The 22,169-nt window shown below is 70.3% G+C and carries 19 protein-coding genes and 1 tRNA gene; 11 read left to right on the top strand and 9 right to left on the bottom strand.

What is annotated here, in order from left to right:
• Positions 1-89: 89 nt before the first annotated feature.
• From IWX63_RS03775 to IWX63_RS03750, 6 genes are all read left to right on the top strand, one after another.
• On the top strand, positions 90-893 hold the full coding sequence (locus tag IWX63_RS03775; RefSeq protein WP_199276786.1) for an FtsB family cell division protein: 804 nt from the start codon (positions 90-92) through the stop codon (positions 891-893).
• Between the two features lie 118 nt (positions 894-1,011).
• Complete coding sequence (locus IWX63_RS03770; RefSeq protein WP_199276785.1) at positions 1,012-2,667, top strand: DUF501 domain-containing protein; 1,656 nt, start codon at positions 1,012-1,014, stop codon at positions 2,665-2,667.
• 4 nt (positions 2,668-2,671) lie between these two features.
• A complete protein-coding gene (locus tag IWX63_RS03765; RefSeq protein WP_199276784.1) occupies positions 2,672-4,105 on the top strand; it encodes a S8 family serine peptidase in 1,434 nt (477 codons plus the stop codon).
• A 34-nt stretch (positions 4,106-4,139) separates the two neighbouring features.
• Positions 4,140-5,579 carry an NAD(P)/FAD-dependent oxidoreductase gene (locus IWX63_RS03760; protein ID WP_199276783.1) on the top strand — a complete coding sequence of 480 codons (1,440 nt, stop codon included), beginning with the start codon at positions 4,140-4,142 and terminating at the stop codon, positions 5,577-5,579.
• Between the two features lie 117 nt (positions 5,580-5,696).
• Positions 5,697-5,769 (top strand) — tRNA-Leu (locus tag IWX63_RS03755).
• A 256-nt stretch (positions 5,770-6,025) separates the two neighbouring features.
• Positions 6,026-7,432, top strand: coding sequence for an ABC transporter substrate-binding protein (locus tag IWX63_RS03750; RefSeq protein WP_199276782.1), 1,407 nt, complete (start codon positions 6,026-6,028; stop codon positions 7,430-7,432).
• Positions 7,433-8,011: 579 nt separating this feature from the next.
• On the opposite strand, the gene IWX63_RS03745 is transcribed toward IWX63_RS03750, so the two are convergent.
• From IWX63_RS03745 to IWX63_RS03730, 4 genes are all read right to left on the bottom strand, one after another.
• A complete protein-coding gene (locus tag IWX63_RS03745) occupies positions 8,012-8,752 on the bottom strand; it encodes an ABC transporter ATP-binding protein (protein ID WP_043444082.1) in 741 nt (246 codons plus the stop codon).
• Positions 8,752-9,738 (bottom strand): ABC transporter ATP-binding protein, encoded by a 987-nt coding sequence (locus IWX63_RS03740; protein ID WP_199276948.1) that lies wholly within the window; start codon positions 9,736-9,738, stop codon positions 8,752-8,754. Before IWX63_RS03740 ends, IWX63_RS03745 begins: the two co-directional genes overlap by 1 nt.
• 155 nt (positions 9,739-9,893) lie before the next feature.
• Complete coding sequence (locus IWX63_RS03735) at positions 9,894-10,874, bottom strand: branched-chain amino acid ABC transporter permease (protein WP_199276781.1); 981 nt, start codon at positions 10,872-10,874, stop codon at positions 9,894-9,896.
• A 9-nt stretch (positions 10,875-10,883) separates the two neighbouring features.
• On the bottom strand, positions 10,884-12,215 hold the full coding sequence (locus IWX63_RS03730; protein ID WP_199276947.1) for a branched-chain amino acid ABC transporter permease: 1,332 nt from the start codon (positions 12,213-12,215) through the stop codon (positions 10,884-10,886).
• 298 nt (positions 12,216-12,513) lie between these two features.
• On the opposite strand from IWX63_RS03730, the gene IWX63_RS03725 reads away from it, so the two are divergent.
• A complete protein-coding gene (locus tag IWX63_RS03725) occupies positions 12,514-13,395 on the top strand; it encodes a Bax inhibitor-1/YccA family protein (protein WP_199276780.1) in 882 nt (293 codons plus the stop codon).
• Between the two features lie 102 nt (positions 13,396-13,497).
• On the opposite strand, the gene galK is transcribed toward IWX63_RS03725, so the two are convergent.
• Genes galK through IWX63_RS03710 form a run of 3 tightly spaced genes read right to left on the bottom strand, consistent with a single transcriptional unit; the run spans position 13,498 to position 16,579 of the window.
• Positions 13,498-14,655, bottom strand: coding sequence for a galactokinase (galK, locus tag IWX63_RS03720; RefSeq protein WP_199276779.1), 1,158 nt, complete (start codon positions 14,653-14,655; stop codon positions 13,498-13,500).
• Complete coding sequence (gene galT / locus IWX63_RS03715) at positions 14,652-15,782, bottom strand: galactose-1-phosphate uridylyltransferase (RefSeq protein ID WP_199276778.1); 1,131 nt, start codon at positions 15,780-15,782, stop codon at positions 14,652-14,654. The genes galK and galT overlap by 4 nt, the downstream gene beginning before the upstream one ends.
• On the bottom strand, positions 15,779-16,579 hold the full coding sequence (locus tag IWX63_RS03710; protein ID WP_199276777.1) for a DeoR/GlpR family DNA-binding transcription regulator: 801 nt from the start codon (positions 16,577-16,579) through the stop codon (positions 15,779-15,781). Before IWX63_RS03710 ends, galT begins: the two co-directional genes overlap by 4 nt.
• A 158-nt stretch (positions 16,580-16,737) precedes the next feature.
• Between IWX63_RS03710 and IWX63_RS03705 the strand changes: the two genes are divergently transcribed.
• The 4 genes from IWX63_RS03705 to IWX63_RS03690 all read left to right on the top strand — a co-directional run bounded on the left by IWX63_RS03705 (position 16,738) and on the right by IWX63_RS03690 (position 20,975).
• Positions 16,738-17,655 (top strand): aldose 1-epimerase family protein, encoded by a 918-nt coding sequence (locus IWX63_RS03705; protein ID WP_199276776.1) that lies wholly within the window; start codon positions 16,738-16,740, stop codon positions 17,653-17,655.
• Between the two features lie 34 nt (positions 17,656-17,689).
• A complete protein-coding gene (locus IWX63_RS03700; RefSeq protein ID WP_199276775.1) occupies positions 17,690-19,021 on the top strand; it encodes an AI-2E family transporter in 1,332 nt (443 codons plus the stop codon).
• Positions 19,022-19,098: 77 nt separating this feature from the next.
• Complete coding sequence (gene ilvA / locus IWX63_RS03695; protein ID WP_199276946.1) at positions 19,099-20,364, top strand: threonine ammonia-lyase; 1,266 nt, start codon at positions 19,099-19,101, stop codon at positions 20,362-20,364.
• A complete protein-coding gene (locus IWX63_RS03690; RefSeq protein ID WP_334685604.1) occupies positions 20,361-20,975 on the top strand; it encodes a rhomboid family intramembrane serine protease in 615 nt (204 codons plus the stop codon). The genes ilvA and IWX63_RS03690 overlap by 4 nt, the downstream gene beginning before the upstream one ends.
• A gap of 21 nt (positions 20,976-20,996) precedes the next feature.
• Here IWX63_RS03690 and greA read toward each other — a convergent pair whose 3' ends face one another.
• Both greA and IWX63_RS03680 read right to left on the bottom strand, forming a co-directional pair.
• Positions 20,997-21,488, bottom strand: a complete 492-nt coding sequence (greA, locus tag IWX63_RS03685; protein ID WP_199276774.1) for a transcription elongation factor GreA — start codon at positions 21,486-21,488, stop codon at positions 20,997-20,999.
• Between the two features lie 203 nt (positions 21,489-21,691).
• On the bottom strand, positions 21,692-22,126 hold the full coding sequence (locus IWX63_RS03680; RefSeq protein ID WP_334685603.1) for a DUF4307 domain-containing protein: 435 nt from the start codon (positions 22,124-22,126) through the stop codon (positions 21,692-21,694).
• Positions 22,127-22,169: the final 43 nt, after the last annotated feature.

Here is a 22,169-nt window from a genome sequence, read left to right as displayed (position 1 = left end):
GCAGTTGATCGAGAGGGCGGTTACCCTCGTTAGACGGGTCCTGTGAAGGACCCACGCGACCACACGCGAAAGCATCGACGAGGAGCTCCATGACCGTCCGCCGCCCTAACGTGCCGCGAGCCGGCCGCCCGACGCCAGCGGCGGAGGAGCGGCCGGGTCCCGGCACGTCCAAGGGCCAGCCCCCTGCCCACGGCTCCCGTGCCGCCGGCCACGCGCCGGCGACACCCCGGCCCGCCGGGTCGTCGCCGCGGAAGCCGTCCGCACAGCGCACCGCTGGCCCTTCGGCGACGAAGGACCCGCGGGCGGCAGCGGGGTCGGGTGCCTCCGGCGCACCCCGCGCCGGCGCGACGTCGTCGGCCCGTCCACCGCGACCGGACGTCGCCGGGGCCCCGGCTCCGTCGGCGTCCGCGGCCCGGGCGGCGGAACGGTCCCAGCTGGCCGGCGCCATCCGGCGCGGGCGGCTCGGGTCGAGGCGGGCGGAGTCGGTCATCGAACCGGCCGAGGAAGCGACACCTATCCCGGCGAAGGCCTTCTCGGGACGCCTGCTCGCCCTCGCCGTCGTCCTCGTCGCCGTGATCGTGCTGCTGGCGCCGTCCGTGAGCCGCTACCTGCAGCAGCAGACCGAGCTCGACGCCCTCCGGGCGGACATCGCCCGGCAGCAGCAGGAACAGGCCGACTACACCTCGGAACTCGCACGCTGGGACGATCCTGCCTTCGTGAAGCAGCAGGCCCGCGAGCGGATCTTCCTCGTGATGCCGGGCGAGACCCGCTACCTCGTCAAGGGCGGCGAGGGCCTGGAGGAGAGCACGGGGGAGGGATCGACTGCCGAACCCACCGATTTGCCCTGGGTCGACTCCCTCTGGGGGTCGGTCACCCGCGCGGCGACGGACTGAGCGACGGGGCACCTCGCCACCGAGGCGACGCCCCGTACGGACCGTGTGCCCCGCCGGACCGTACGCCCGCGGCGCACCCCCGCCGCGTATCCTCAGGGCGTATCAAGGAAGGAACAGCGTGACCCAGCACGAGCAGCACGACACCCTCGAGGACCGCTCGAAGGATCGCAGGACCCCGAGCGACCGCGACCTCGACGTCCTCAGCCGTCAGCTGGGGCGTCCCGTCCGCGACGTCGTCGAGATCGGCGCCCGGTGCGTCTGCGGGAACCCGCTCGTCGCCACCACGGCCCCGCGCCTGTCCAACGGCATCCCGTTCCCCACCACCTACTACCTGACGCACCCGGTCATCACCGCGGCGGTGTCCCGCCTCGAGGCCGACGGCGTGATGACCGAGATGAGCGACCGACTCACCGCGGACCCCGACCTCGCGGAGGGCTACCGCGGGGCGCACCTCGCCTACCTCGCGGCACGCGACGCCGTCGGGCTGCGCGCCGGCACGGGCCCGGTCCCCGAGATCGACGGCGTGTCGGCCGGCGGGATGCCGACGCGCGTGAAATGCCTGCACGTGCTGACGGGCCACGCACTCGCTGCCGGTCCCGGCGTGAACCCGCTGGGCGACGAGTCGATCAGCCGCATCGCCCCGTGGTGGACCCCGGACCGCTGTTACTGCGAGGGAGCGTGGGACACCACGGGCCAGGCGCCCGACGCCGACCTCAGCCGCCACACCAGGACGCAGGGACTCAGCCCCGAGGACCTCGAGGCCAAGCGTGCGGCACGCCGACGCGGTGCCGCCGAGGCGTCCACGACCGCACCCCCGCGAGGAGAAGCCATGCGCACCGCTGCCATCGACTGCGGCACCAACTCGATCCGCCTGCTGATCGCCGACATCCAGGACGGCGTGCTGACCGACGTCGTGCGCCTCATGCGCGTGGTGCGGCTCGGTGAGGGCGTCGACGCGACCGGGCGCTTGTCCGAGGCCGCCCTCGAGCGCACCTTCGCCGCCGCTGAGGAGTACGCGGCCCTGATCGCGCACCACGGGAACCCGCCGGTGCGGTTCGTGGCGACGTCGGCATCGCGGGACGCCGAGAACCGGCAGGACTTCGTGGACGGCATCCGGGCGCGCCTCGGCGTCGAGCCCGAGGTCGTCTCCGGGGACGAGGAGGCGCAGCTCTCCTTCGACGGCGCCGTCAGCGTGCTGGCGACGGACGCGGACGAGACCGTGCTCGTGATCGACCTCGGCGGGGGCAGCACGGAGTTCGTCGCGGGCACGATCGAGGGACTGATCGCCGCGCGCAGCACGGACATGGGCTGCGTTCGCTTCACGGAGCGTTTCCTGCGGGACGACCCGCCGTCCGAGGAACAGATCACGGCCATGGAGGCGGAGGTCGTGCGCCTCATCGGTGAAGCGGCGGACGAGGTGCCACTGGACCGGGTCACGAAGATCGTCGGCGTGGCAGGCAGCGTCACCACGGTGACCGCGCACGCCCTGGACCTGCCCGACTACCAGCCCGACCGCATCCATGGCACCGAGCTGTCCATCGCGGCGATCTCGGCGGCGGCGTCGGACCTCCTCCACAGGCCGCGCGGCGCGCGCGCGGCGCTGCCCTACATGCATCCCGGCCGGGTGGACGTCATCGGTGCCGGTGCCCTGATCTGGAAGACGATCCTCGAGCGCGTGTCGGTCCGGACCGGCGGGCGGGTCACCACCGCCATCACGAGCGAGCACGACATCCTCGACGGGATCGCGCTGAGCGTCGTCCAGCGGGGCTCCTGAGCTGATGCGCACCCCAGCCCGCGCGGCCCTCCGGACGGGGACGGCCGTCGTCGTCGCCCTGGGCGTCCTGCTGCAGGCAGCCCTGCCGGCCGCCGCCGACCAGGTGCGCGCCAAGGAGTACTGGCTCGAGGAATACGGCATCGCCGAAGCCTGGAAGAGCACGCAGGGCGAGGGCGTCACGGTGGCCGTGATCGACAGCGGCGTGGACGCGACGCACCCGGACCTCGCCGGAGCCGTGGTGGGCGGTACCGATGCCTCGGGCGCGGGAGATCCGGGCGGGCTGCGCGGCATCGGTGAGGTGCCGAGCCACGGGACCCTGGTCAGCACGCTCCTGGCGGGCCGCGGACACACCGACGCCCCTGCCCCCAGGCCCTCCGGCAGCAGCACCGCCGGGGCGACACCCCCGGCGGAGACGGCGCCGTTCTCCCAGTACGGGGCGGGTCCGGACGGCATCGTCGGTGTCGCTCCGAAGGCCGACCTGCTCGCGGTGTCCGTCTGGATCGAGGGGCCGAACAGCGGCCCCAACCCTGCCGGTATCTCCGTGGACGAGCAGGTGCCCGACGCCGTCCGCTGGGCCGTCGACCACGGCGCGGACGTCATCAACATGTCCCTCGGCAGCACCAGCACCGCCTGGCCCGAGAGCTGGGACGACGCCTTCCTCCACGCCGAGCAGAACGACGTCGTGATCGTCGCCGCGGCCGGCAACCGGGCCGGCGGCCTGGCGCAGGTCGGCGCGCCCGCGACGATCCCCGGAGTGCTCGCGGTGGCGGGCCTCGACCGGTCCGGCGTCGCCAGCGACGAGGCGTCCAGCGAGGGCATCAGTATCGCGGTCGCGGCGCCCTCCGAGAACCTGGTGGGCGGACTGCCCGGCGGGTTCTACGCCGACTGGTCCGGGACGTCCGGCGCCGCTCCGCTCGTCTCGGGCGTCGCCGCCCTGATCCGGTCGAAGTACCCGGAGCTCTCGGCCGCGCAGGTCGTCAACCGCATCGTGGGTACGGCGAAGGATGCCGGAGCGCCGGGCTTCGACACCCTCTACGGCTACGGGGTCCTCGACGTGGCCGCGGCCGTGGGCAGTGACGTCACGGTGCCGGAGGAGAACCGGCTGGGCAGCATGGCCGAGTGGATCGAGCTCTACCGGCGGGGCGGCCAGACCCCGGCGCCCGTTCCCGCACCGCCCAGCCGGCCGGCGCCCGAGGTCATCCCCGCCCCACCCGCCCCGCAGGCGGAGGACCCCCTCGTCTCGGTCCACAACATCCCCGCCATCGTGGTGCTCGGGTTCGGGAGCCTGATGCTCGCCATCCTCGTGGCGGGAGCCCTGCAGGTGGCTCGCGTCCGCCGACGCCAGGCGGCAGAAGGAGCGCCCACGGCCGGCGAGGGGCGGGCGGTCGACGACGACGACCACGACCGGGGAGGGGTTCCGGGGCCCTCGCCGAGCTAGTGAAGATTTTCACAAAGTCCGGTAGCATCGAAGAATGGCATCGAACCCACACTTCTCTGACCGCCCGCGCATCCTCGTCGTCGGCGGTGGCTATGTCGGCCTGTACGTCGCGCACAGGCTCCAGAAAAAGGTCAAGGACCACGGCGGCATCGTCACGCTGGTGGACCCGCTGCCCTACATGACATACCAGCCGTTCCTCCCCGAGGTCGCCGCCGGGAGCATCGAGCCGCGTCACGCCATCGTGTCCCACCGCAAGCACCTGAAGAAGACCGAGCTGATCTCGGGCAAGGTCACCTCGATCGACCACGCCGGCCGCACCGCGACCATCGCACCCACCGGCGGCGGGGACTCCTTCGACCTCGGCTACACGGACGTCGTCGTCGCCGCGGGCTCCATCACCCGCACCTTCCCGATCGACGGACTGAAGGACCAGGGCATCGGCCTGAAGACGATCGAGGAAGCCGTCGCCCTGCGCGACCGCATGCTCGAGCGCATCGAGACCGGCTCCATCCTCTCCGAGGGCCCCGAGCGGGACCGCGCCCTGACCTTCGTGGTCGTCGGTGGCGGCTTCGCCGGCATCGAGACCATCACGGAGATGGAGGACGCCGCCCGCGACGCCGTGAAGGCGAACCCGCGCCTCAGCCGCAACGACCTCCGCTTCGTCCTTGTCGAGGCCATGGGGCGCATCATGCCCGAGGTCACCGCCGCGCAGGCCGAGTGGGTCGTCGAGCACCTCCGCTCACGCCAGATCGAGGTCCTCCTGAACACCTCGCTCTCCAGCGCCGTGGACGGCACCCTGAAGCTGATCAACATGCCGGACAAGACCCCCGCCGACGAGTTCGGGACCGACACCCTCATCTGGACCGCCGGCGTCCAGGCGAACCCCGTGGTCCGCTCCACGGACTTCCCCGTCGATGAGCGCGGCCGCGTCCGCGCCTCTGCCGAACTCCGCATCACCGGCGATGACGGGCCCATCGACCACGCCTGGACCGCAGGCGACGTCGCGGCCGTCCCCGATCTCACGGGTGGGGGAGTGGGAGGCTTCTGCGTCCCCAACGCCCAGCACGCCGTGCGCCAGGCCAAGCTGCTGGCCGCCAACATCCTCGCGGCGAACTACGGCGCGGACGAGGTCAAGGAGTACCGTCACACGAACCTCGGCGCCGTCGCGGGGTTCGGCCAGTTCAAGGGCGTCGCGAACATCATGGGCTTCGGCATGAAGGGCTTCCCGGCCTGGCTCGCGCACCGCGGCTACCACGGCTTCGCCATGCCCATGTACGAGCGCAAGGCCCGTGTCATCGTCAACTGGAGCATGAGCTTCCTGTTCGGTCGGGACCTCGCCCCGATCTCCGACCTGCAGACCCCCCAGCGCCAGTTCCGCGAGGCGGCCACCCCGCCGCCGAGGAAGGACACCGCTCTGCAGAGCCAGCCGCCCACACCGGCGGGCAAGGCGGCCTCCGCGAAGGCCTCCGCCTGAGCGTCGCGCAGCACGCGTAGGAAGAACGACGGCGATCCGCACCGGGTCGCCGTCGTTCTGCATTCCCGGACGCCGCCGGGCTGTTCCCGGCCCGCGGTAGGCTGGAGCGTCCGATCGGCCCCAGTAGCCCAATGGCAGAGGCAGCAGACTTAAAATCTGTTCAGTCAGGGTTCGAGTCCCTGCTGGGGCACCTCTCCCCGTGCCGGGCTGTCGGCGATTCCGGCGGCGGACGATCGGCGGAATGGTCGACCCGCAGAAGATCGACAGAATACTGATCAGTGCCCTGTGTCAAGAGTCGGCTGTCGCGGCTGTGACGAGCGTTACAAGGATGTAACCCGATTCCCTTATCTCGGACACGAAATTGGATTAGCTTTTCCCATAAGCCAGGAACACCTGGCAACACGCATCAAAGGCAGCACAAGCCTTTCGGTCGAGGAGACTAATTCATGACTGCAACACGCAACTTCGCGCGTTTCGGCATAGGGGAGAACGCCCCGCGCGCGGCAAAGGTCGCTGCCCTGAGCCTGGGCGTCGCGCTCTTTGCCTCCGGCTGCGGTGGCGGCGGGACCACGGGTTCCGAAGGCGACGGCGGCGACAGCGGCGGCACGGAGACCACCGCGGCGGCGGGCGCATCCGCGCTGGCATGCCCCGAGAGCGAGGGCGGGACCGGCGAGGAGCAGGGCCAGAAGGGTGATCCTGCAGCCGTACCGGACAGCAAGACCACGAGCCCCACACCGCTGAAGCTCGGATCCATCCTGCCGACCACAGGGACGCTCGCGTTCCTCGGCCCGCCGGAGATCGCGGGCGTCAACCTCGCCGTCGAGGAAGTCAACGCGGCCGGCGGCGTGCTGGGCCAGGACATCTCGATCACGCACCGCGACTCGGGCGACACCACCACCGACATCGCGACGCAGTCCGTGACCGACCTGCTGTCACAGGATGTCAGCGCTATCATCGGCGCGGCGTCCTCGGGTGTCTCGAAGACCGTCATCAACCAGATCACCGGCGCCGGCGTGGTGCAGTTCTCGCCCGCCAACACCTCGCCCGAGTTCACGACCTGGGACGACAAGGGCCTCTACTTCCGGACGGCGCCCTCGGACGTGCTCCAGGGACGCACGCTCGGCAACTACATCATGGAGTGCGGTGCGCAGACCGTCGGCATGATCACGCTCAACGACTCCTACGGCACGGGCCTGCAGAGCAACATCCAGGAGGTCATCGAAGGGGCAGGCGGGCAGGTCGTCGGTAACGAGATGTTCAACACCGGCGACTCCCAGTTCTCGAGCCAGGTCGACGCCATCGCCGCCGCGAAGCCGGATGCGATCGTCCTGATCAGCTTCGACGAGGCCAAGAGCATCGTCCCCCTGCTCGTCGCCAAGGGCATCGACGCCAGCTCGATCTTCATGGTCGACGGCAACACGACCGACTACAGCAAGGACCTCGATCCGGGCACCCTCGAAGGAGCCCAGGGCACCATCCCCGGCCCGTTCACCGGGACCGGATTCCAGGAGGCCCTCGCCACCGTCGATCCGAACCTGGACAGCTTCGCCTACGCCGGGGAGAGCTACGACGCCGTGAACCTGATCTCGCTCGCCTCCGAGGCAGCAGGAAGCGTCGAGGGCGCGGCGATCGCCGAGCAGCTCGCGGCGGTGTCGAAGGACGGCACCAAGTGCTTCGACTTCGCGGGCTGCGTCACGCTCCTCCGCGACGGCGAGGACATCGACTACGACGGCATCTCCGGTCCTGTCTCGTTCGACGAGAACGGTGATCCCACGGAGGCTGCCATCGGTATCTACAAGTACGACGCCGACAACAAGCCCCAGCCGAGCCGTTCCGAGGTCGGCAAGCTCTAGGGACTGTCCGGGGTGCCGCCCCGGTAGCTGATACAGGCGACACCGACAAGGCCCCGGCCGCCCTTCTCCCGAAGGCGCGACCGGGGCTTTGTGCTGCCCGAGCACGGGACGGCGTGCGCTCGGGCCTCGGGGGACGCGCGCGGGCCACGGGGTCAGGCGTCGCCGGGTCCTCGCCTGGAGAGGGCGCAGGAGGGCGCTCGGAGGGCAGGAATGCTCAGGAGGGGGCAGGAGGGCGCAGGAGGGCGGCCGGAGGCCGCATGGGGGCATGGAGTGCGAGGAGTGCGGCCGGGCCAGGGAAGTGCGCAGGAGGCGTCAGGAGGGCTCAGTGGGGGCGCAATAGGGCGCACGGAGGGCTCGTGCGAGGCGGCGAGAGCCCGCGGGGGCCGTCGGTCCGGACGCGGGATGCCCGCCCGGCTGATCGATGCCCACGAGACCGCTGTGCAGGCCGTGCTCTCGATCTCCCCGTAGCGGGGCTCAAACAGGAGTGGGCGGAACCGGTGGAGGTTCCGCCCACTCCTGCGCTCGGCGGCAGGATCATGCCCCGTGCCGGGACTGGTGTCCCGCCACGAGGCGCCGCGCTCAGGCGGTGTCGGCCAGGGTGCCGAGGTACAGCTGGATGACCTTGGGGTCCTTCATCAGCTCGCGGCCGGTGCCCGTGTAGGCATCCTTGCCCTGGTCCAGCACATACGCACGGTCGCAGATCTGCAGGCAGCGGCGAGCGTTCTGCTCCACCATGATCACCGAGACGCCGGCACGGTTGATCTCGTGCACGCGGAGGAACGTCTCGTCCTGCTTCACGGGCGAGAGGCCGGCGGAGGGCTCGTCCAGCAGCAGCACCGCTGGATCCATCATCAGGGCACGGCCCATCGCGACCATCTGGCGCTCGCCGCCGGAGAGTGACCCGGCCCGCTGCGCCCGCCGCTTCGCGAGCTCCGGGAAGAGGCTCGCCACGAAGTCGAAGCGTTCCTTGAAGTCCTTCGGCCTCTGGTACATGCCCATCTGGAGGTTCTCCTCGATGGTCAGGGTGGAGAAGACGTTGTTGTTCTGCGGTACGAAGCCGACGCCCAGGCTGACGAGCTTGTTCGCCTTCAGGCCCGTGAGGTCCTGCCCTCGGACGATGACGGTGCCGGAGTGCACCTTCACGAGGCCGAACATCGCCTTCAGGAGCGTCGACTTGCCGGCGCCGTTGGGGCCGATGATCCCGATGAGCTCACCGCGGCGTGCCTCGATGCTGCACCCGTTGAGGATGTTCACGCCCGGCAGGTATCCCGCGACGAGATCGGTGACCTTGACGACGGAGTCGCCCTCGAATTCAGCCATTACTTCGTCTCCTCATCCTTGTGCGCGGGGCCGGTCGTGCGCGGTTCGCCTCCGAGTTCGACGACACCGCGGCCGAGGACGCCCTCGTCCTCGGTGCCGATGACCGATTCCTCGTCGTGGGCCAGCTCCGCCTCGAGGCGTTCGATGCCCTCGGCGTCGCCGAGGTCCACGTCGTGGTGCGCCCCCAGGTAGGCGTCGATCACGGCCTGGTCCTTCATGACGATGGCGGGCGGACCCTCCGCGACCACCTTGCCCTCGGCCATGACCACGACCCAGTCGGCGATGTGGCGGACCATCTGCATGTCGTGTTCGACGAACAGGACAGTCATGCCGTCCGCCTTCAGGTTCTTGATGTGTTCCAGCAGCGACTGCGTGAGCGCCGGATTGACGCCCGCCATCGGCTCGTCGAGCATCACGAGCCGCGGCCGGACCATGAGCGCCCGCGCCATCTCGAGGAGCTTGCGCTGCCCGCCGGAGAGGGACGCCGCGTAGTCGTCGCGTTTGGTGTCGAGCTTGAACTTCTCCAGCAACACCTCGGCCTGCTGTGTGATCTCGCGTTCCCGGCCACCCCAGATGCCCTTGAACAGGGCCCGCGCGAGGCTCTCGCCGGGCTGGTTCGCAGCACCGAGACGCATGTTCTCCATGACGGTGAGCTTGCCCATCACCTTGGTGAGCTGGAACGTGCGCACCATGCCCATCCTGGCCACCTTGTGCGAGGCGACCTTGGCGAGCGGCTTGCCGTCGAACTCCCAGTCGCCGCTGTTCGGTGTGTCGAACCCGGTGAGCAGGTTGAAGAGGGTCGTCTTGCCGGCGCCGTTGGGGCCGATCAGGGCGGTGATCTTGTGCCGCGGGATCTCGAGATGCTCGACGTCGACGGCGTTGATACCGCCGAAGCTGCGGGTCACCTTGCGGGCGACGACGATGGGGTCGCGCTTGCTGCACCCCGGCGCCGTCTCCCCGGTGGCGATCGGCTCGGAATCCGTCATGTAGTCCTGGCCCGGCGGGGCGGCTCCGGCGGACGAGCCGCCTTCGACGGCGCCGGCCGGGGCCGCCGCGGCGTGGGCGCCGGACGGGACGGGGGTGGCGCCGTCCGGGGTGATCTCCGGATCGTTGTCGTGATGGTTGTCGCTGTGGTTGCCGGTCATGCGAACGCCAACTCCTTCTTGTTGCCCAGGACGCCTTGCGGCCTGAAGATCATGAGCAGCATCAGGGCCACACCCACGAGGATGTAGCGCAGCTGACCCGCCTGAGAGTTGGTGAGGAACGTGATGGCGCCGACCTCGATCAGGCCGTACAGGATTCCCTGCGTCAACGAGAGCACCACCCAGAAGATCATCGCCCCGATGACCGGTCCGAGGACAGTGGCCATGCCGCCGAGGAGGAGGCACGTGTAGAGGAAGAACGTCAGCTCCGTCGCGTAGTTCGCGGGCTGGACGGCGCCGCGCGGCAGCGTGAAGATGATGCCCGCGATCGACCCGAGGACACCGCCGATGATCAGGGCCTGCATCTTGTAGGCGTACACGTTCTTGCCGAGCGATCGCACGGCGTTCTCGTCCTCGCGGATGCCCTTCAGCACGCGGCCCCAGGGGCTGCGCATGAGGAGCCAGACGAGGATGCAGGCGATCGTGACGACGCTCCAGGCGACGACGCGGATCCACAGGTCGCGCTCGTTCATCCCGAGCGGGCCGATGTTGTACGTCCCCGGGGGGAACGGGTTGAGCCCGAAGAACCCGCCTTCGAACGCCGCGAGCCCGTTGGCCGAGCCCGTGACATCCGTGAGCCCGTTGGTGGTCACGATATAGCGGATGATCTCCGCCGCCGCGATGGTCACGATCGCCAGGTAGTCCGCCCGCAGGCGGAGGGTGGGTATGCCGAGGATGATCGCGAAGATCACGGAGGCGACGACGGCCACCAGGACCGCCACTGGCAGAGGTGCGCCGAAGGTGAGGGTCGCGATCGCGTAGCCGTAGGCCCCGACGGCCATGAAGCCGGCCTGCCCGAAGTTCAGGAGGCCCGAGTAGCCGAAGTGCACCGCGAGACCGAGGGCCGCAAGGGCGTACGCCGCCGTGGTGGGGCTGATCATCTCGCCGAAGGCGTTGATGAGGATGTTTCCGAAGTCCATGAAGAGCCCCTAACCTATGCGCTCACGGCGGCCGAGGATGCCCTGCGGCCGGACGAGGAGCACGAGAATCAGAATGAGCAGCGCCCCGACGTACTTGAGGTCTGCCTCCAGCCAGATCGTGGAGATCTCCACGAACAGGCCGACGATGATGGAACCGACGAGGGCGCCGAAGACCGTGCCCAGGCCGCCGAGCGTGACTCCCGCGAAGATGAGCAGCAGGATCTGCTGGCCCATGTTGTAGGAGACGCCGGGGCGGTAGTAGGCCCACAGGATCCCGCCGAGGGCGGCGAGCATGCCGCCGATGACCCATACGATCCTGATGACGCGGTCCACGTCGATGCCCGACGCCGCAGCGAGGGCGGGGTTGTCCGCGACGGCGCGGGTCGCCTTGCCGATGCGCGTGCGCAGGAGCAGGAAGGCGACCAGCAGGATGACCACGAGGCTCACGATCAGCGAGGTCAGGTTGTTCCGGGAGATGGACACCGACCCGAGGTCGATGATCTCGCTCTGCGACCCCGGCAGCTGCTGGGTGGCTCCGCCGAAGAAGAACTGGATGGTGTAGCGCAGCGCGAGCGCGAGGCCGATGCTCACGATCATCATGGGGACCAGGCCGGTCCCGCGGCGCCGCAGGGGTTTCCAGAGACCGGCGTCCTGCACGTAGCCGAGCACGCCGCCGCCGATGACCCCCAGCACGATCGCGACGCCGATCGGCAGCCCGGCGGCCGAGAAGGCGAACGCGAGGACCGCCCCGATGGTCACCATCTCGCCGTGGGCGAAGTTGGTGAGGCCCGTGGTGCCGAAGATCAGGGAGAGTCCGACGGCGCTCAGCGCCAGGAGGAGGCCGAAACTGAACCCTGCCAGGGCGCGCTCGGCGAGGGTGTCCATGAAGGACGCCTGCTGCGACACGATGCCCTCACCGAACAGGAAGAGGGTGGTGGCGCTCGAGGTGTTGGCGAAGGTCACCTCGCGAGGGTTCTCCTGGCCCTCCGCGAGGGTGATCCCCTCGGGGAGCGTCTCCTCGTCGACCTCCACCTCGTAGGTGCCCTGCTCGGGCACGCCGATGCTCCAGGCGCCGTTGGGGCCGGACGTGGCTTCGCCCTCGAAGCCGTTGCCCTTTGCGGTGACCGTCACACCGGCGATGGGCCCGTCGGTGCCACGGAGCACGCCGCCGATCCGGTTCTCGAACTGCTGGGCCTGGACGGTGGCGGCGGTCTGCGTCTGATGTACCGCCGGGACGGACTGCTGCTGGGACGCCTGCGCCGCAGGGGCGCCGAGCAGCACGAGTGTCAGCAGGCCGAGCACCAGGAGCAGCGACCTCCTGATCCGTGCAGGCGTGGACATGGTGATCAAGATGGGAACCTCCACGGTGGGGGCAAGCCCGACGGAGAACCGCCAGGATCAGTATGTGTGACGAGTGTCACGGACGTGTGGATCATGTTACTAGGGGCATGTTTCCCCAATTCGCAAAAGCTTCGAGCGAAGGTAGCAATTCGGTAACGAATGTTTTACCAAGGCACCTTGGTATTGAAATTCCGCCCTGGGGCGAGCACGGGCGTTCCCGGGAACAAACCCCGGGTCGAACCGTTGCACTTGATAGGGTTCGTACGACACTCAGCCCCCTATTGGAGGACTACAGAAAATGGCACTTGGCGGTAATCCGGTATTCAACGGGAAGACCTTCCGTTCCGCTACCCGGGGCGGCAACCAGGCGGCGGGAGTCGGCACCACGATGTATGCGGGCCAGACCATGGCGAACCAGCAGCAGCTGGAGCACATGTACAACCAGCCGTCCGCCGGACCCGCCCAGACGGGGCGCATGACCTTCGACGACGTGATCGTGAAGACGCTGCTCTGCATCGGCGTCGTCCTGGTGGGTGCCGCGATCCCCGCGTTCGTCCTGCCCGGCCTCGCACTGCCCCTCATGGTCATCGGTGCGCTCGGCGGCTTCGTGCTCGGCCTCGTCAACGCGTTCCGGCGTGAGCCGTCACCGGCACTGATCCTCGCCTACGCCGGCCTGGAGGGGCTGTTCGTCGGCGGCATCACGATGTTCCTCGAGGCCATGTACCCGGGCATCGCCGTGCAGGCCGTCCTCGGCACGCTCGTGGTCTTCGGGGTGACGCTCGCGCTGTTCAAGAGCGGCAAGGTCCGTGCGACGCCGAAGGCGATGAAGTTCTTCATGATCGCCATCATCAGCTACGCAGCGTTCTCGCTGGTGAACCTGGGACTCATGCTCTTCGGTGCGACCGAGGGCATGTTCGGCCTCCGCAGCAGCGGGATCCCGGGCACGGAGGGCATGTTCGGCTTCGAGCAGGGCATCCCGTTCGGCCTCGTCATCGGGCTCTTCGCCATCTGCCTCGCGGCCTTCTCCCTGATCATCGACTTCACCTCGATCAGCGAGGGTGTCCGCAACGGCGCTCCCCAGAAGTACTCGTGGACGGCGGCCTTCGGCCTCACCGTCACGCTGATCTGGCTGTACGTCGAGATCCTGCGCCTGCTCGCGATCATCCGCGGCAGCGACTAGTACCGGCCGGTCGGCGACGACCGGCAGTTCCGGCGAAGGACCCGCACCCTCGAGGGTGCGGGTCCTTCGCCGTTCCGGGCCGCCCGCCGGCGGCTGCGGTCCTCAGGCGACGCGCGCCGCACCCGCCCCGGGCAGGACGCCGAAGATGACCGGCGCCCGGAAGCCCGCGGCGGAGAACGCCGCCTCGACCGCCGAGCGGATGGCGGGGACGTCGTCGACGCGTGCGAGGGCGATCGCGGCGCCGCCGAACCCGCCACCGGTCATCCGCGCGCCGAGCGCTCCGGCGCCCAGGGCGGCGTCCACCGCGGTGTCGAGTTCGGGGCAGGAGATCTCGAAGTCGTCGCGCATCGAGGCGTGGCTGGCCACGAGGAGGGAGCCGAGGTCGGCGGGGCCCTTCCGCGACAGGACGTCGACGGCGTCCTCGACCCGCGCGTTCTCGGTGACGATATGGCGCACGCGCCGGAACGTCTCCTCGTCCAGGACGCCCGCCGCCTCGGCGAGGTCCTCGACCGTGAGGTCGCGCAGAGCGGGCACCCCCATGAGCTCCGCGCCGAGTTCGCAGGATCGACGGCGGGCCGCGTAGCCCCCGGTGGAGTGCGAATGGCTGACGCGCGTGTCGATGACCATGAGTTCCAGCCCCGCACCCTCGAGGTCGAGGGGCACCAGTCGGGACTCACCGGACCGGCAGTCGAGGAAGACGGCATGCCCCACCTCGCCGAACAGCGACGCGGACTGGTCCATGATGCCGGTCGGCGCTCCGACCATGCGGTTCTCGGCGAGCTGCCCGATCGCGGCCAGCTCCCGGCGGGACACGCCGGCCTCCGAGAGGTCGTTCGCCGCGACGGCGACTGCGCACTCGAGCGCGGCGGAGGAGGAGAGTCCCGCGCCGACGGGGACCGACGAGTCGACGAGGATGTCCATGCCGGGGCAGCGGTAGCCGGACTGCTCCATGGCCCACAGCACGCCGAGGGGATACGCCGCCCAGCCCTCCACGCTGCCCTCCTCGAGGGTGTCGAGGTCCGCGATCACCGGATCGCCGTCCGTCGCGAAGGTGGAGGCGACCCGCACCATCCGGTCCGGGCGCACCGCCACGGCGACCGTCGTCGAGTGCTTGATGGCGAAGGGGAGGACGAAGCCGTCGTTGTAGTCGGTGTGCTCGCCGATGACGTTGACGCGGCCGGGGGCCGACCACAGGCCGTCCGGTTCGCGGCCGAAGCGGTCGGTGAAGGCGGCCGCGAGATCGTGGGGGGTGGAGTTCATGCCTGGTCCTTCCGGGCTGTGGCGGGAGAGGCGCTGCGGAGGGCCTCCGCCACCTTCTCCGGGGTGGTGTCGTTGATGAAGGCGCCCATGGCCGCCTCGGAACCCGCCAGGAACTTCAGCTTGTCGGCGGCGCGGCGGGGAGAGGTGAGCTGGAGGTGGAGGTAGCTCGAGGGTCGGAGCACCGTATCGATGGGAGCCTGCTGCCAGGCGGCGATGTACGGCGTGGGCGTGGGGTAGAGGGCGTCGAGCCGTCCGAGGAGTTCGAGGTAGACCATCGTGAGCTCGTCGCGCTCCTCGCCCGTGAGGCCCGCGATGTCCGCGACCTGCCGGTGGGGGACCAGGTGCACCTCGAGCGGCCAGCGGGCGGCGAAGGGCACGAAGGCGCTGAAGTGCTCACCCTCGATGACCATGCGCTCTCCGGAGTCCCGTTCGGCGGCGAGGGCGTGACCCATCAGTGTCTGCCGTCCGCCGGAGGCCTCGAAGAACTCCGCGGCCTTCGCGGCGAGGGTCGCGGCGCGGGGCGGGATGAACGGGTAGGCGTAGATCTGCCCGTGCGGGTGCAGCAGCGTGACGCCGATGTCCGCCCCCCGGTTCTCGAAGCAGAAGACCTGCCTGATGCCGGGCATCGCGGACAGTGCCTCGGTGCGCTGGGCCCACGCGTCGATCACGGTCCGTGCGCGCTCCGGCTGCAGGGACCCGAAGGAGCCCTCGTGCGCGGAGTCGAACGCGACGACCTCGCACCGGCCGTACGCCGTCGTCGTCGTACCCCACGCGGGGGCGGCCGGCAGGTCGCCGAGGTCGGGGCCGAAGGAGGAGAAGCGGTTCTCGAACACGATGACCTCGTAGTCGGAGGCCGGGATCTCGGAGAGGTTCGCGGTCGTCGTCGGGCACAGCGGACACTGGTCCGCGGGCGGCAGGTGCGTCCGCGACTGGCGGTGCGCGGCGACGGCGATCCACTCGCCGGTCAGGGCGTCGTACCGGGCGGTCCCTGCCGGTCCGCGCGCCGGCAGTTCGCGCTCGTCACGCGTGGCGGCCGCGTCGCGGTGCCGGGCGGCACTGGACTCCTGCGCGTCGAAGTAGATCAGCTCGCGCCCGTCGGACAGGCGGGTGGGGGTGATGAGGGTCATGGGCGCTCTTCCAGGTGGGGGTCGGTGAGGGGGTCGCAGAGGATGCGCGTGAGTGCGGCGTAGTCGGCGCCGGGATGCCGGTCGGTGACGAGGGTGGCCGCGGCGTCGAGCGCCGCGACGCGGGCGAGGCTGACGACGCCGATCTTGGTCGCGTCCGCCAGCACCACGAGCCTGCCGCAGGTACGGGCGAACGCCTGGTTGGTGTCCGCCTCGGCGAGGTTGGGCGTGGTGATGCCCGCGGCGGCATCCACGCCGTGGGCGCCCATGAAGCACAGGTCGGCGCGGAGGGCGGCGAGGGTGCCGGTCGCGAGCGGGCCGACGAGGGCCTTCGACGGCGTGAGCTCGCCGCCCGAGAGCAGCACCCTGGGGGCGCCGTCGGAGAGCGGGCCGGCGCTCAGCCTGAACAGCTCGTCCGCGAGGGGGAGCGAGTTGGTGATCACCGTCAGTCCCCGGACCCGGCAGAGGAGGGGGGCGAGGGCGAAGGTCGTGGAGCCGCCCGTGACGGAGACCGTCATGCCGGGGGTCAGAAGGGACACGGCCGTGGCGGCGATCCGCTGCTTCGCCTCGCCCGCCCGGGTCCGGTTGACGTCGAAGCCCGCCTCGACCGAGCTGAGGGTGCCCGGGCGCACGGCTCCTCCGTGGACGTGGACCAGTGCTCCGCGGGCCTCCAGGATGTCGATGTCACGGCGGACCGTCATCTCGGAGACGCCGAGTGCGATCGCCAGCCCGCTGACCCGCACGGCCGCCTGACCGGAGAGCCGCTCGAGGATCGCCGCGTGGCGTTCTGCTGCGAGCATGACCCTCCTGGCGGACACGGGAAACGGGAAACGGGAAACGAGCGAGGAGCGACGGAAACCGAACGAGTCCGCACTGAAACGCACAAAACCTATCATAGGGGCTGGCTCCACCCGGATGCAGGACATGCCGGGACGGGCCCGGCGGGTAGCATCGCTGCATGGCATCGGCGACTCCTCGGCTGGCGAGCGGCATCAACCACACCCTGCGGGCGGGCTCGTCGACGGTCGTGATCGCCAGCCTCGCGGCTGCCCTGCGCTCCTACGAGTGCGACGGCGTGGCCGTCACCGAGACGTGGGGCGACGGCGACATCCCCGCGGGAGGCGGTGGCATCCTCCTCGCCCCGTGGCCCAACCGCGTGGCCGGTGGCCGCTGGTCGCTGCACGGCAGGGAGCAGCGCCTGGACATCACGGAGCCGTCGAGGGGCAACGCCATCCACGGACTCCTCCGCAACACCGGTTATCGGGCGGTCCACATCGGTCCCTCCCAGGCCGTCCTCGAGGCCGAGATCTTCCCCCAGCACGGCTATCCCTTCCACCTGCTCCACCGCGCCACCTACGAGCTCACGGAGGAGCAGCTCACGGTCACCCAGGAGCTGACGAATCTCTCCCCGGACGCCGCGCCCTTCGCGCTGGGCGCCCACCCCTACCTCACGATCTCCGACGTGCCCACGGACGAGCTGACGCTGACGCTGCTGGCGGACGAGATGTTCGAGACCGACGACCGGTCGATCCCGACCGGCAGGGTGGGGGTCACCGGTCAGCACGACCTCCGGAACGGCCGGCGGATCGGCGACATCCGGTTCGACACGGCCTTCACGGCACTCGCCACCGTCGACGGGCGACACGAGCACGTCCTGGCCGCTCCGGACGGCCGCCGTGTCACCCTCTGGGCCGACGCGTCCTTCGCCTACGCCCACGTCTACGTGAGCACCGTCTATCCCGGAGTGGACAGGGCCGTGGCCATCGAGCCCATGACCGCCCCGGCCGATGCGTTCAATTCGGGGGAGGGCCTGCGGTGGCTCGACGCGGGGGCGTCGTTCTCGGCCCGATGGGGCATACTGCCAGCTCTCGGGTAGCGGGCGCGCGGGCGTTCTATGGAAAGATTGGGCCATGCAGCGTCTCCGCGGAGCGAAACCCCAGCGCGCCTTGCAGCGCGCTGTGAGCCGCGGTGCTGTGACCCTTCCCGGACCGCCGCAGGGCGGGCCCGCGGCCACGCCCCGTGCCCCCCGGACGGATGACCGGTCGGACGTCCCCTTCGCCCTGCGTATCGCCGCCTCCTGGGCCTGGCGGCTGGGACTCGTGCTCGTCGTCGGGGGCGTGCTGATCTACCTCCTCACCTGGATCTCGGTGCTCGTCATCCCGCTCATGATCGCGGGCCTGTTCGCCGCGCTGCTCATGCCGCTCAAGATCGCGCTGCACCGCCGGCGCGTCCCGAACGGCCTGGCAGTCGCGATCACGCTCGTCGGGTTCTTCGGCATCATCGCGGGCGCCCTCCTGCTCGTCGGCCAGCAGCTCACGGTCGGGATGGCGAGCCTGTGGGGGGAAGCCGTCGCGGGGGTGCAGCAGCTGCTGGACTGGCTGTCCCAGGGGCCCCTGCAGCTCACCGCGACGCAGATCGACCAGTACCTGCAGGACCTCGGCGGCGCGATCCAGAACAACAGCGCGTCCATCCTCAGCGGTGCCCTCTCCTTCGGATCCACTGCGGGGCACATCGCGGCCGGGATCTTCCTCACCGTGTTCTCCCTGATCTTCTTCATGCTCGACGGCCCCGGCATCTGGCGGTTCGTCGTCGGACTCGCGCCGGTCCGCGCACGGGCGGCAGTCGACGGCGCCGGGCGCACGGGATGGCTGTCCATGGCGCGCTACGTGCGCGTCCAGATCCTCGTCGCGGGCGTGGACGCCATCGGCATCGCCGTCGGGGCCGCCATCATCGGGGTGCCCCTGGCGCTGCCCCTGGGCGTGCTCGTGTTCCTCGGCTCCTTCATCCCCGTCGTGGGCGCACTGGCCACCGGCTCCGTCGCCGTCCTGCTCGCACTCGTCGCCAACGGGTGGGTCAACGCCCTGATCATGCTCGCGATCGTCCTCTTCGTGCAGCAGGTCGAGGGACACGTGCTCCAGCCGCTCGTCATGGGGCCGGCCGTCTCCCTCCACCCGCTCGCGGTGGTCCTCGCCGTCGCCGGCGGCACGATCGTGGCCGGGATCCCCGGAGCGCTGTTCTCCGTCCCGATCCTGGCAGTCCTGAACGCCTCCGTACGGTACATCTCGCACAGGGCCTGGGAGCACGACGAGGTCGTGCTCCGGCAGGGCTGGCCCCAGGGGGGAAGGGCCGGCATTAGCGGGCCGGTCACGGCGGAGCACCAGCCTTCGTCGTCACCGGCCAGCACCCCGGACCCACCCGCCGTATCGACGGTGCCAGCCCCCCAGGAAGAGACCTCCCCGTGACCGAGCAGACCGTAGCAACGACCGACTTCACCCCAGGGACGGCGAGCGCCGGCACCACCGGCGTGCTCGAGCCCGCGATCGTTCCCCCCACCGATTCCACCACCGAGCTCGCGGTGACCCTCGCCGACGTCGAGGCCGCGCACCGGACCCTCGACGGCGTCATCGCCCGGACCCCCATCGAGCAGTCGCGGGCCCTCGGACGGCTCACCGGCTCCACCGTGTCCTTCAAGTGCGAGAACCTGCAGCGCGCAGGCTCCTTCAAGGTGCGCGGAGCCTACAACCGGATGGCGAAACTGACCGACGCCGAGCGCGCCCGCGGCGTCGTCGCGGCGTCCGCCGGCAACCATGCGCAGGGCGTGGCGGTGGCGGCCGCGCGGCTCGGCATCTCGGCGCGCATCTACATGCCCCTCGGTGTGGCCCTCCCGAAGCTCGCCGCGACCCGCGGACACGGCGCCGAGGTGGTGCTGCACGGCCACAACGTCGATGAGGCGCTCGCCGAGGCCAGGACGTACGCCGACCAGACCGGCGCGGTGTTCGTGCACCCCTTCGACGACGTGGACGTGGTGGCCGGCCAGGGGACCGTCGGCCTCGAGATCCTCGAGCAGGTGCCCGACGTCGACACGATCCTCATCGGCGTGGGCGGCGGCGGGCTCCTCGCCGGGGTCGCGGTCGCCGTCAAGGCGCGCGCGAAGGAGCTCGGGCGGGACATCCGCATCATCGGGGTGCAGGCGGAGAACGCGGCCGCCTACCCGCCGTCCCTCGCCGCGGACGCCCTCGTGCCCCTCACCAAGGTCTCGACCATGGCGGACGGCATCGCCGTCGGCCGGCCGGGGCAGCTGCCGTTCTCCATCATCCGGGAGCTCGTGGACGACGTCGTGACGGTGAGCGAGGACTCCCTCGCCCGGGCGCTCATCTTCCTGCTGGAACGCTCGAAGATGGTCGTCGAACCGGCCGGTGCCGTCGGTGTGGCGGCCCTGCTCGACGGCAAGCTGACGGAGGACGGCGCCGACCCGGGCAACACGGTGGTGGTGCTCTCCGGCGGCAACATCGACCCGATGCTCATGCTGAAGGTCATCCAGCGCGGCCTCGCCGCCGCGGGACGCTACCTCGTGGTGCGCATGCTCCTCGACGACCGCCCCGGCTCGCTCGCCACCATCTCGCGGATCATCGCGGAGTCCGACGCGAACGTGACGGGGGTCGACCACACACGGGTGGGCGGATCGATCAGCATGGGCGACGTGGCCATCACCATCAACATGGAGACCAAGGGGGACGAGCATTGCGAGCAGGTCCTCAGCAATCTGCGCGCCGAGGGCTTCCAGCCCATGGTCGTCCAGGGGTGAGTGCCCTGGGTGAGCAGCCCCTCGCCCGGCGGGCGCAGGCCGGGCTGATCACCGTCGTCGGCCTCGTCGCCGCGATGTGGGCGGTGTTCCTCGTCAACGCCGGGCTCGGCGACCTGCTGGTCAGGACCCTCGGGATCGCGCCCCGCCGCGTGGACGGGCTCGACGGCGTGGTCTTCGCGCCGCTCCTGCACGGCGGCGTCCAGCACCTGGCCAGCAACACCCTGCCCCTGCTGGTCCTCGGGTTCCTGGCCTTCCTCGAGGGTGCACGGCGTTTCGTCGCGGCCATCGGCATCAGCTGGCTCGCCTCCGGCATCGGCACGTGGCTGTTCGGCGGCGGGCTCACCGTCGGCGCCTCGGGCGTGGTGTTCGGCCTCTTCACCTACCTGATCACGCGCGGCTTCTACAACCGGGACTGGAAGCAGATCCTGCTCGCCGTCGTCCTGTTCGCCGCATACGGCTCCATCCTGTGGGGCGTCCTGCCCACGATCGGCTCGAACATCTCCTGGCAGGCGCACCTGTTCGGGGCCTGCGGGGGGATCCTCGCCGCGTTCCTGCTCAAACGGAAGCGGCCCGCCCCCGGGAGGGCGGACCGCTTCGGGATCGGCTCGTAGCCGACCGGTGGGGCCGGATCGTCAGCCCACGTACGGGGTGGCCGAGATGATCTCGACGGTGATCTCCTTGCCGTTGGGCGCCACGTAGGTGACGGTGTCGCCGGCCTTCGTCCCCTGGATGGCCGCGCCGAGGGGCGACTTCTCGCTGTAGACGTCGATATCCGTGTCACCGGCCACCTCGCGGCTGCCCAGGAGGAAGTCCTCGACCTCCCCGGCGATCTTCGCGGACACCATCATCCCCGGTTCGACGACGCCGTCGTCCGCGGGGGACTCGCCGACATGCGCGTTCTCCAGCAGATGCGTGAGCTGGCGGATGCGGGCCTCGGACTTGCCCTGCTCCTCCTTGGCGGCGTGGTAGCCGCCGTTCTCCTTGAGGTCGCCCTCGGAGCGGGCCTGCTCGATACGGGCGACGATCTCGGTACGACCGGGACCGGACAGGTGCTCCAGTTCGCTCTTGAGCCGGTTGTAGGACTCCTGCGTGAGCCAGGCCGCGGGGGCGCTGTTGGTGGACACGGGGTAACTCCTTCGGTACGGCCGCCACCAGGACGGCGGGGCTCATGGTCACTCGACGGGCCGGCGGTGCAGCCGAGGTCACCGGCAAGCAAACACCCCGCCTCGTGGGACCGGGTGGCCGGTACGCCGGTGAAGCGGGGCGATACGTATCACATCATTCTAGTGGGGGGAGGGCCAGAACCCAAGAAGCCGGGCCGTCCGGCTCAGTCCTCCACGACCCAGCAGGCGTTGACGCCGCCGGACACGCCGGGCGAATCGGTCCGGACATCGGTGCGGTGGGCCGTGGTACCGCCGTCGTTGGCGCCCTCCTCGGCGCTGTTCGGGCCGATGGTCACGATCCTCCAGCCGACCACCGCATAGTTCTCGCTGAGCACCTGCACGGCGCACTGCGCGGTCGCCGATCGGTCCTTCGTCACCTCGAAGTCGACGCTGGCCAGCTCGTCCGAGACGAGCGAGAAGCCGACGTCCTTCGAGGACACCGGGGGACTGCCGGTGGTGAGGGCGACGGCGGCGATCGCCGCCACCGCGGCGAGGACCAGGGCGACGACCAGCATCCGGATGCGCCCCATCGGCTTCTTCGGCTTGGGGGTGCCGTAGCGATTGGCTACTCTGGGTGTTGGCGTTTCGGCGGAGCTCACGCTCCCATTTTACCGTCCGTCGACGGCGGCCCCTTCCGGCCGC

Origin of the sequence: Arthrobacter sp. CAN_A2 (assembly GCF_015752045.1) — a bacterium.
Taxonomy (GTDB): domain Bacteria; phylum Actinomycetota; class Actinomycetes; order Actinomycetales; family Micrococcaceae; genus Arthrobacter_D.
The sequence above is the reverse complement of the archived record's forward strand: the minus strand, read 5'-3'. Positions and strand labels throughout refer to the sequence as shown.

What these genes read in the sequence shown, in the direction of transcription:
- IWX63_RS03775 (WP_199276786.1), top strand. Translation starts at nt 90, where the DNA reads ATGACCGTCCGCCGCCCTAACGTGCCGCGAGCCGGCCGCCCGACGCCA.
- IWX63_RS03765 (WP_199276784.1), top strand. Translation starts at nt 2,672, where the DNA reads ATGCGCACCCCAGCCCGCGCGGCCCTCCGGACGGGGACGGCCGTCGTC.
- IWX63_RS03760 (WP_199276783.1), top strand. Translation starts at nt 4,140, where the DNA reads ATGGCATCGAACCCACACTTCTCTGACCGCCCGCGCATCCTCGTCGTC.
- IWX63_RS03750 (WP_199276782.1), top strand. Translation starts at nt 6,026, where the DNA reads ATGACTGCAACACGCAACTTCGCGCGTTTCGGCATAGGGGAGAACGCC.
- IWX63_RS03745 (WP_043444082.1), bottom strand. Translation starts at nt 8,752, where the DNA reads ATGGCTGAATTCGAGGGCGACTCCGTCGTCAAGGTCACCGATCTCGTC.
- IWX63_RS03740 (WP_199276948.1), bottom strand. Translation starts at nt 9,738, where the DNA reads ATGACGGATTCCGAGCCGATCGCCACCGGGGAGACGGCGCCGGGGTGC.
- IWX63_RS03735 (WP_199276781.1), bottom strand. Translation starts at nt 10,874, where the DNA reads ATGGACTTCGGAAACATCCTCATCAACGCCTTCGGCGAGATGATCAGC.
- IWX63_RS03730 (WP_199276947.1), bottom strand. Translation starts at nt 12,215, where the DNA reads ATGTCCACGCCTGCACGGATCAGGAGGTCGCTGCTCCTGGTGCTCGGC.
- IWX63_RS03725 (WP_199276780.1), top strand. Translation starts at nt 12,514, where the DNA reads ATGGCACTTGGCGGTAATCCGGTATTCAACGGGAAGACCTTCCGTTCC.
- galK (WP_199276779.1), bottom strand. Translation starts at nt 14,655, where the DNA reads ATGAACTCCACCCCCCACGATCTCGCGGCCGCCTTCACCGACCGCTTC.
- galT (WP_199276778.1), bottom strand. Translation starts at nt 15,782, where the DNA reads ATGACCCTCATCACCCCCACCCGCCTGTCCGACGGGCGCGAGCTGATC.
- IWX63_RS03710 (WP_199276777.1), bottom strand. Translation starts at nt 16,579, where the DNA reads ATGCTCGCAGCAGAACGCCACGCGGCGATCCTCGAGCGGCTCTCCGGT.
- IWX63_RS03705 (WP_199276776.1), top strand. Translation starts at nt 16,738, where the DNA reads ATGGCATCGGCGACTCCTCGGCTGGCGAGCGGCATCAACCACACCCTG.
- IWX63_RS03700 (WP_199276775.1), top strand. Translation starts at nt 17,690, where the DNA reads ATGCAGCGTCTCCGCGGAGCGAAACCCCAGCGCGCCTTGCAGCGCGCT.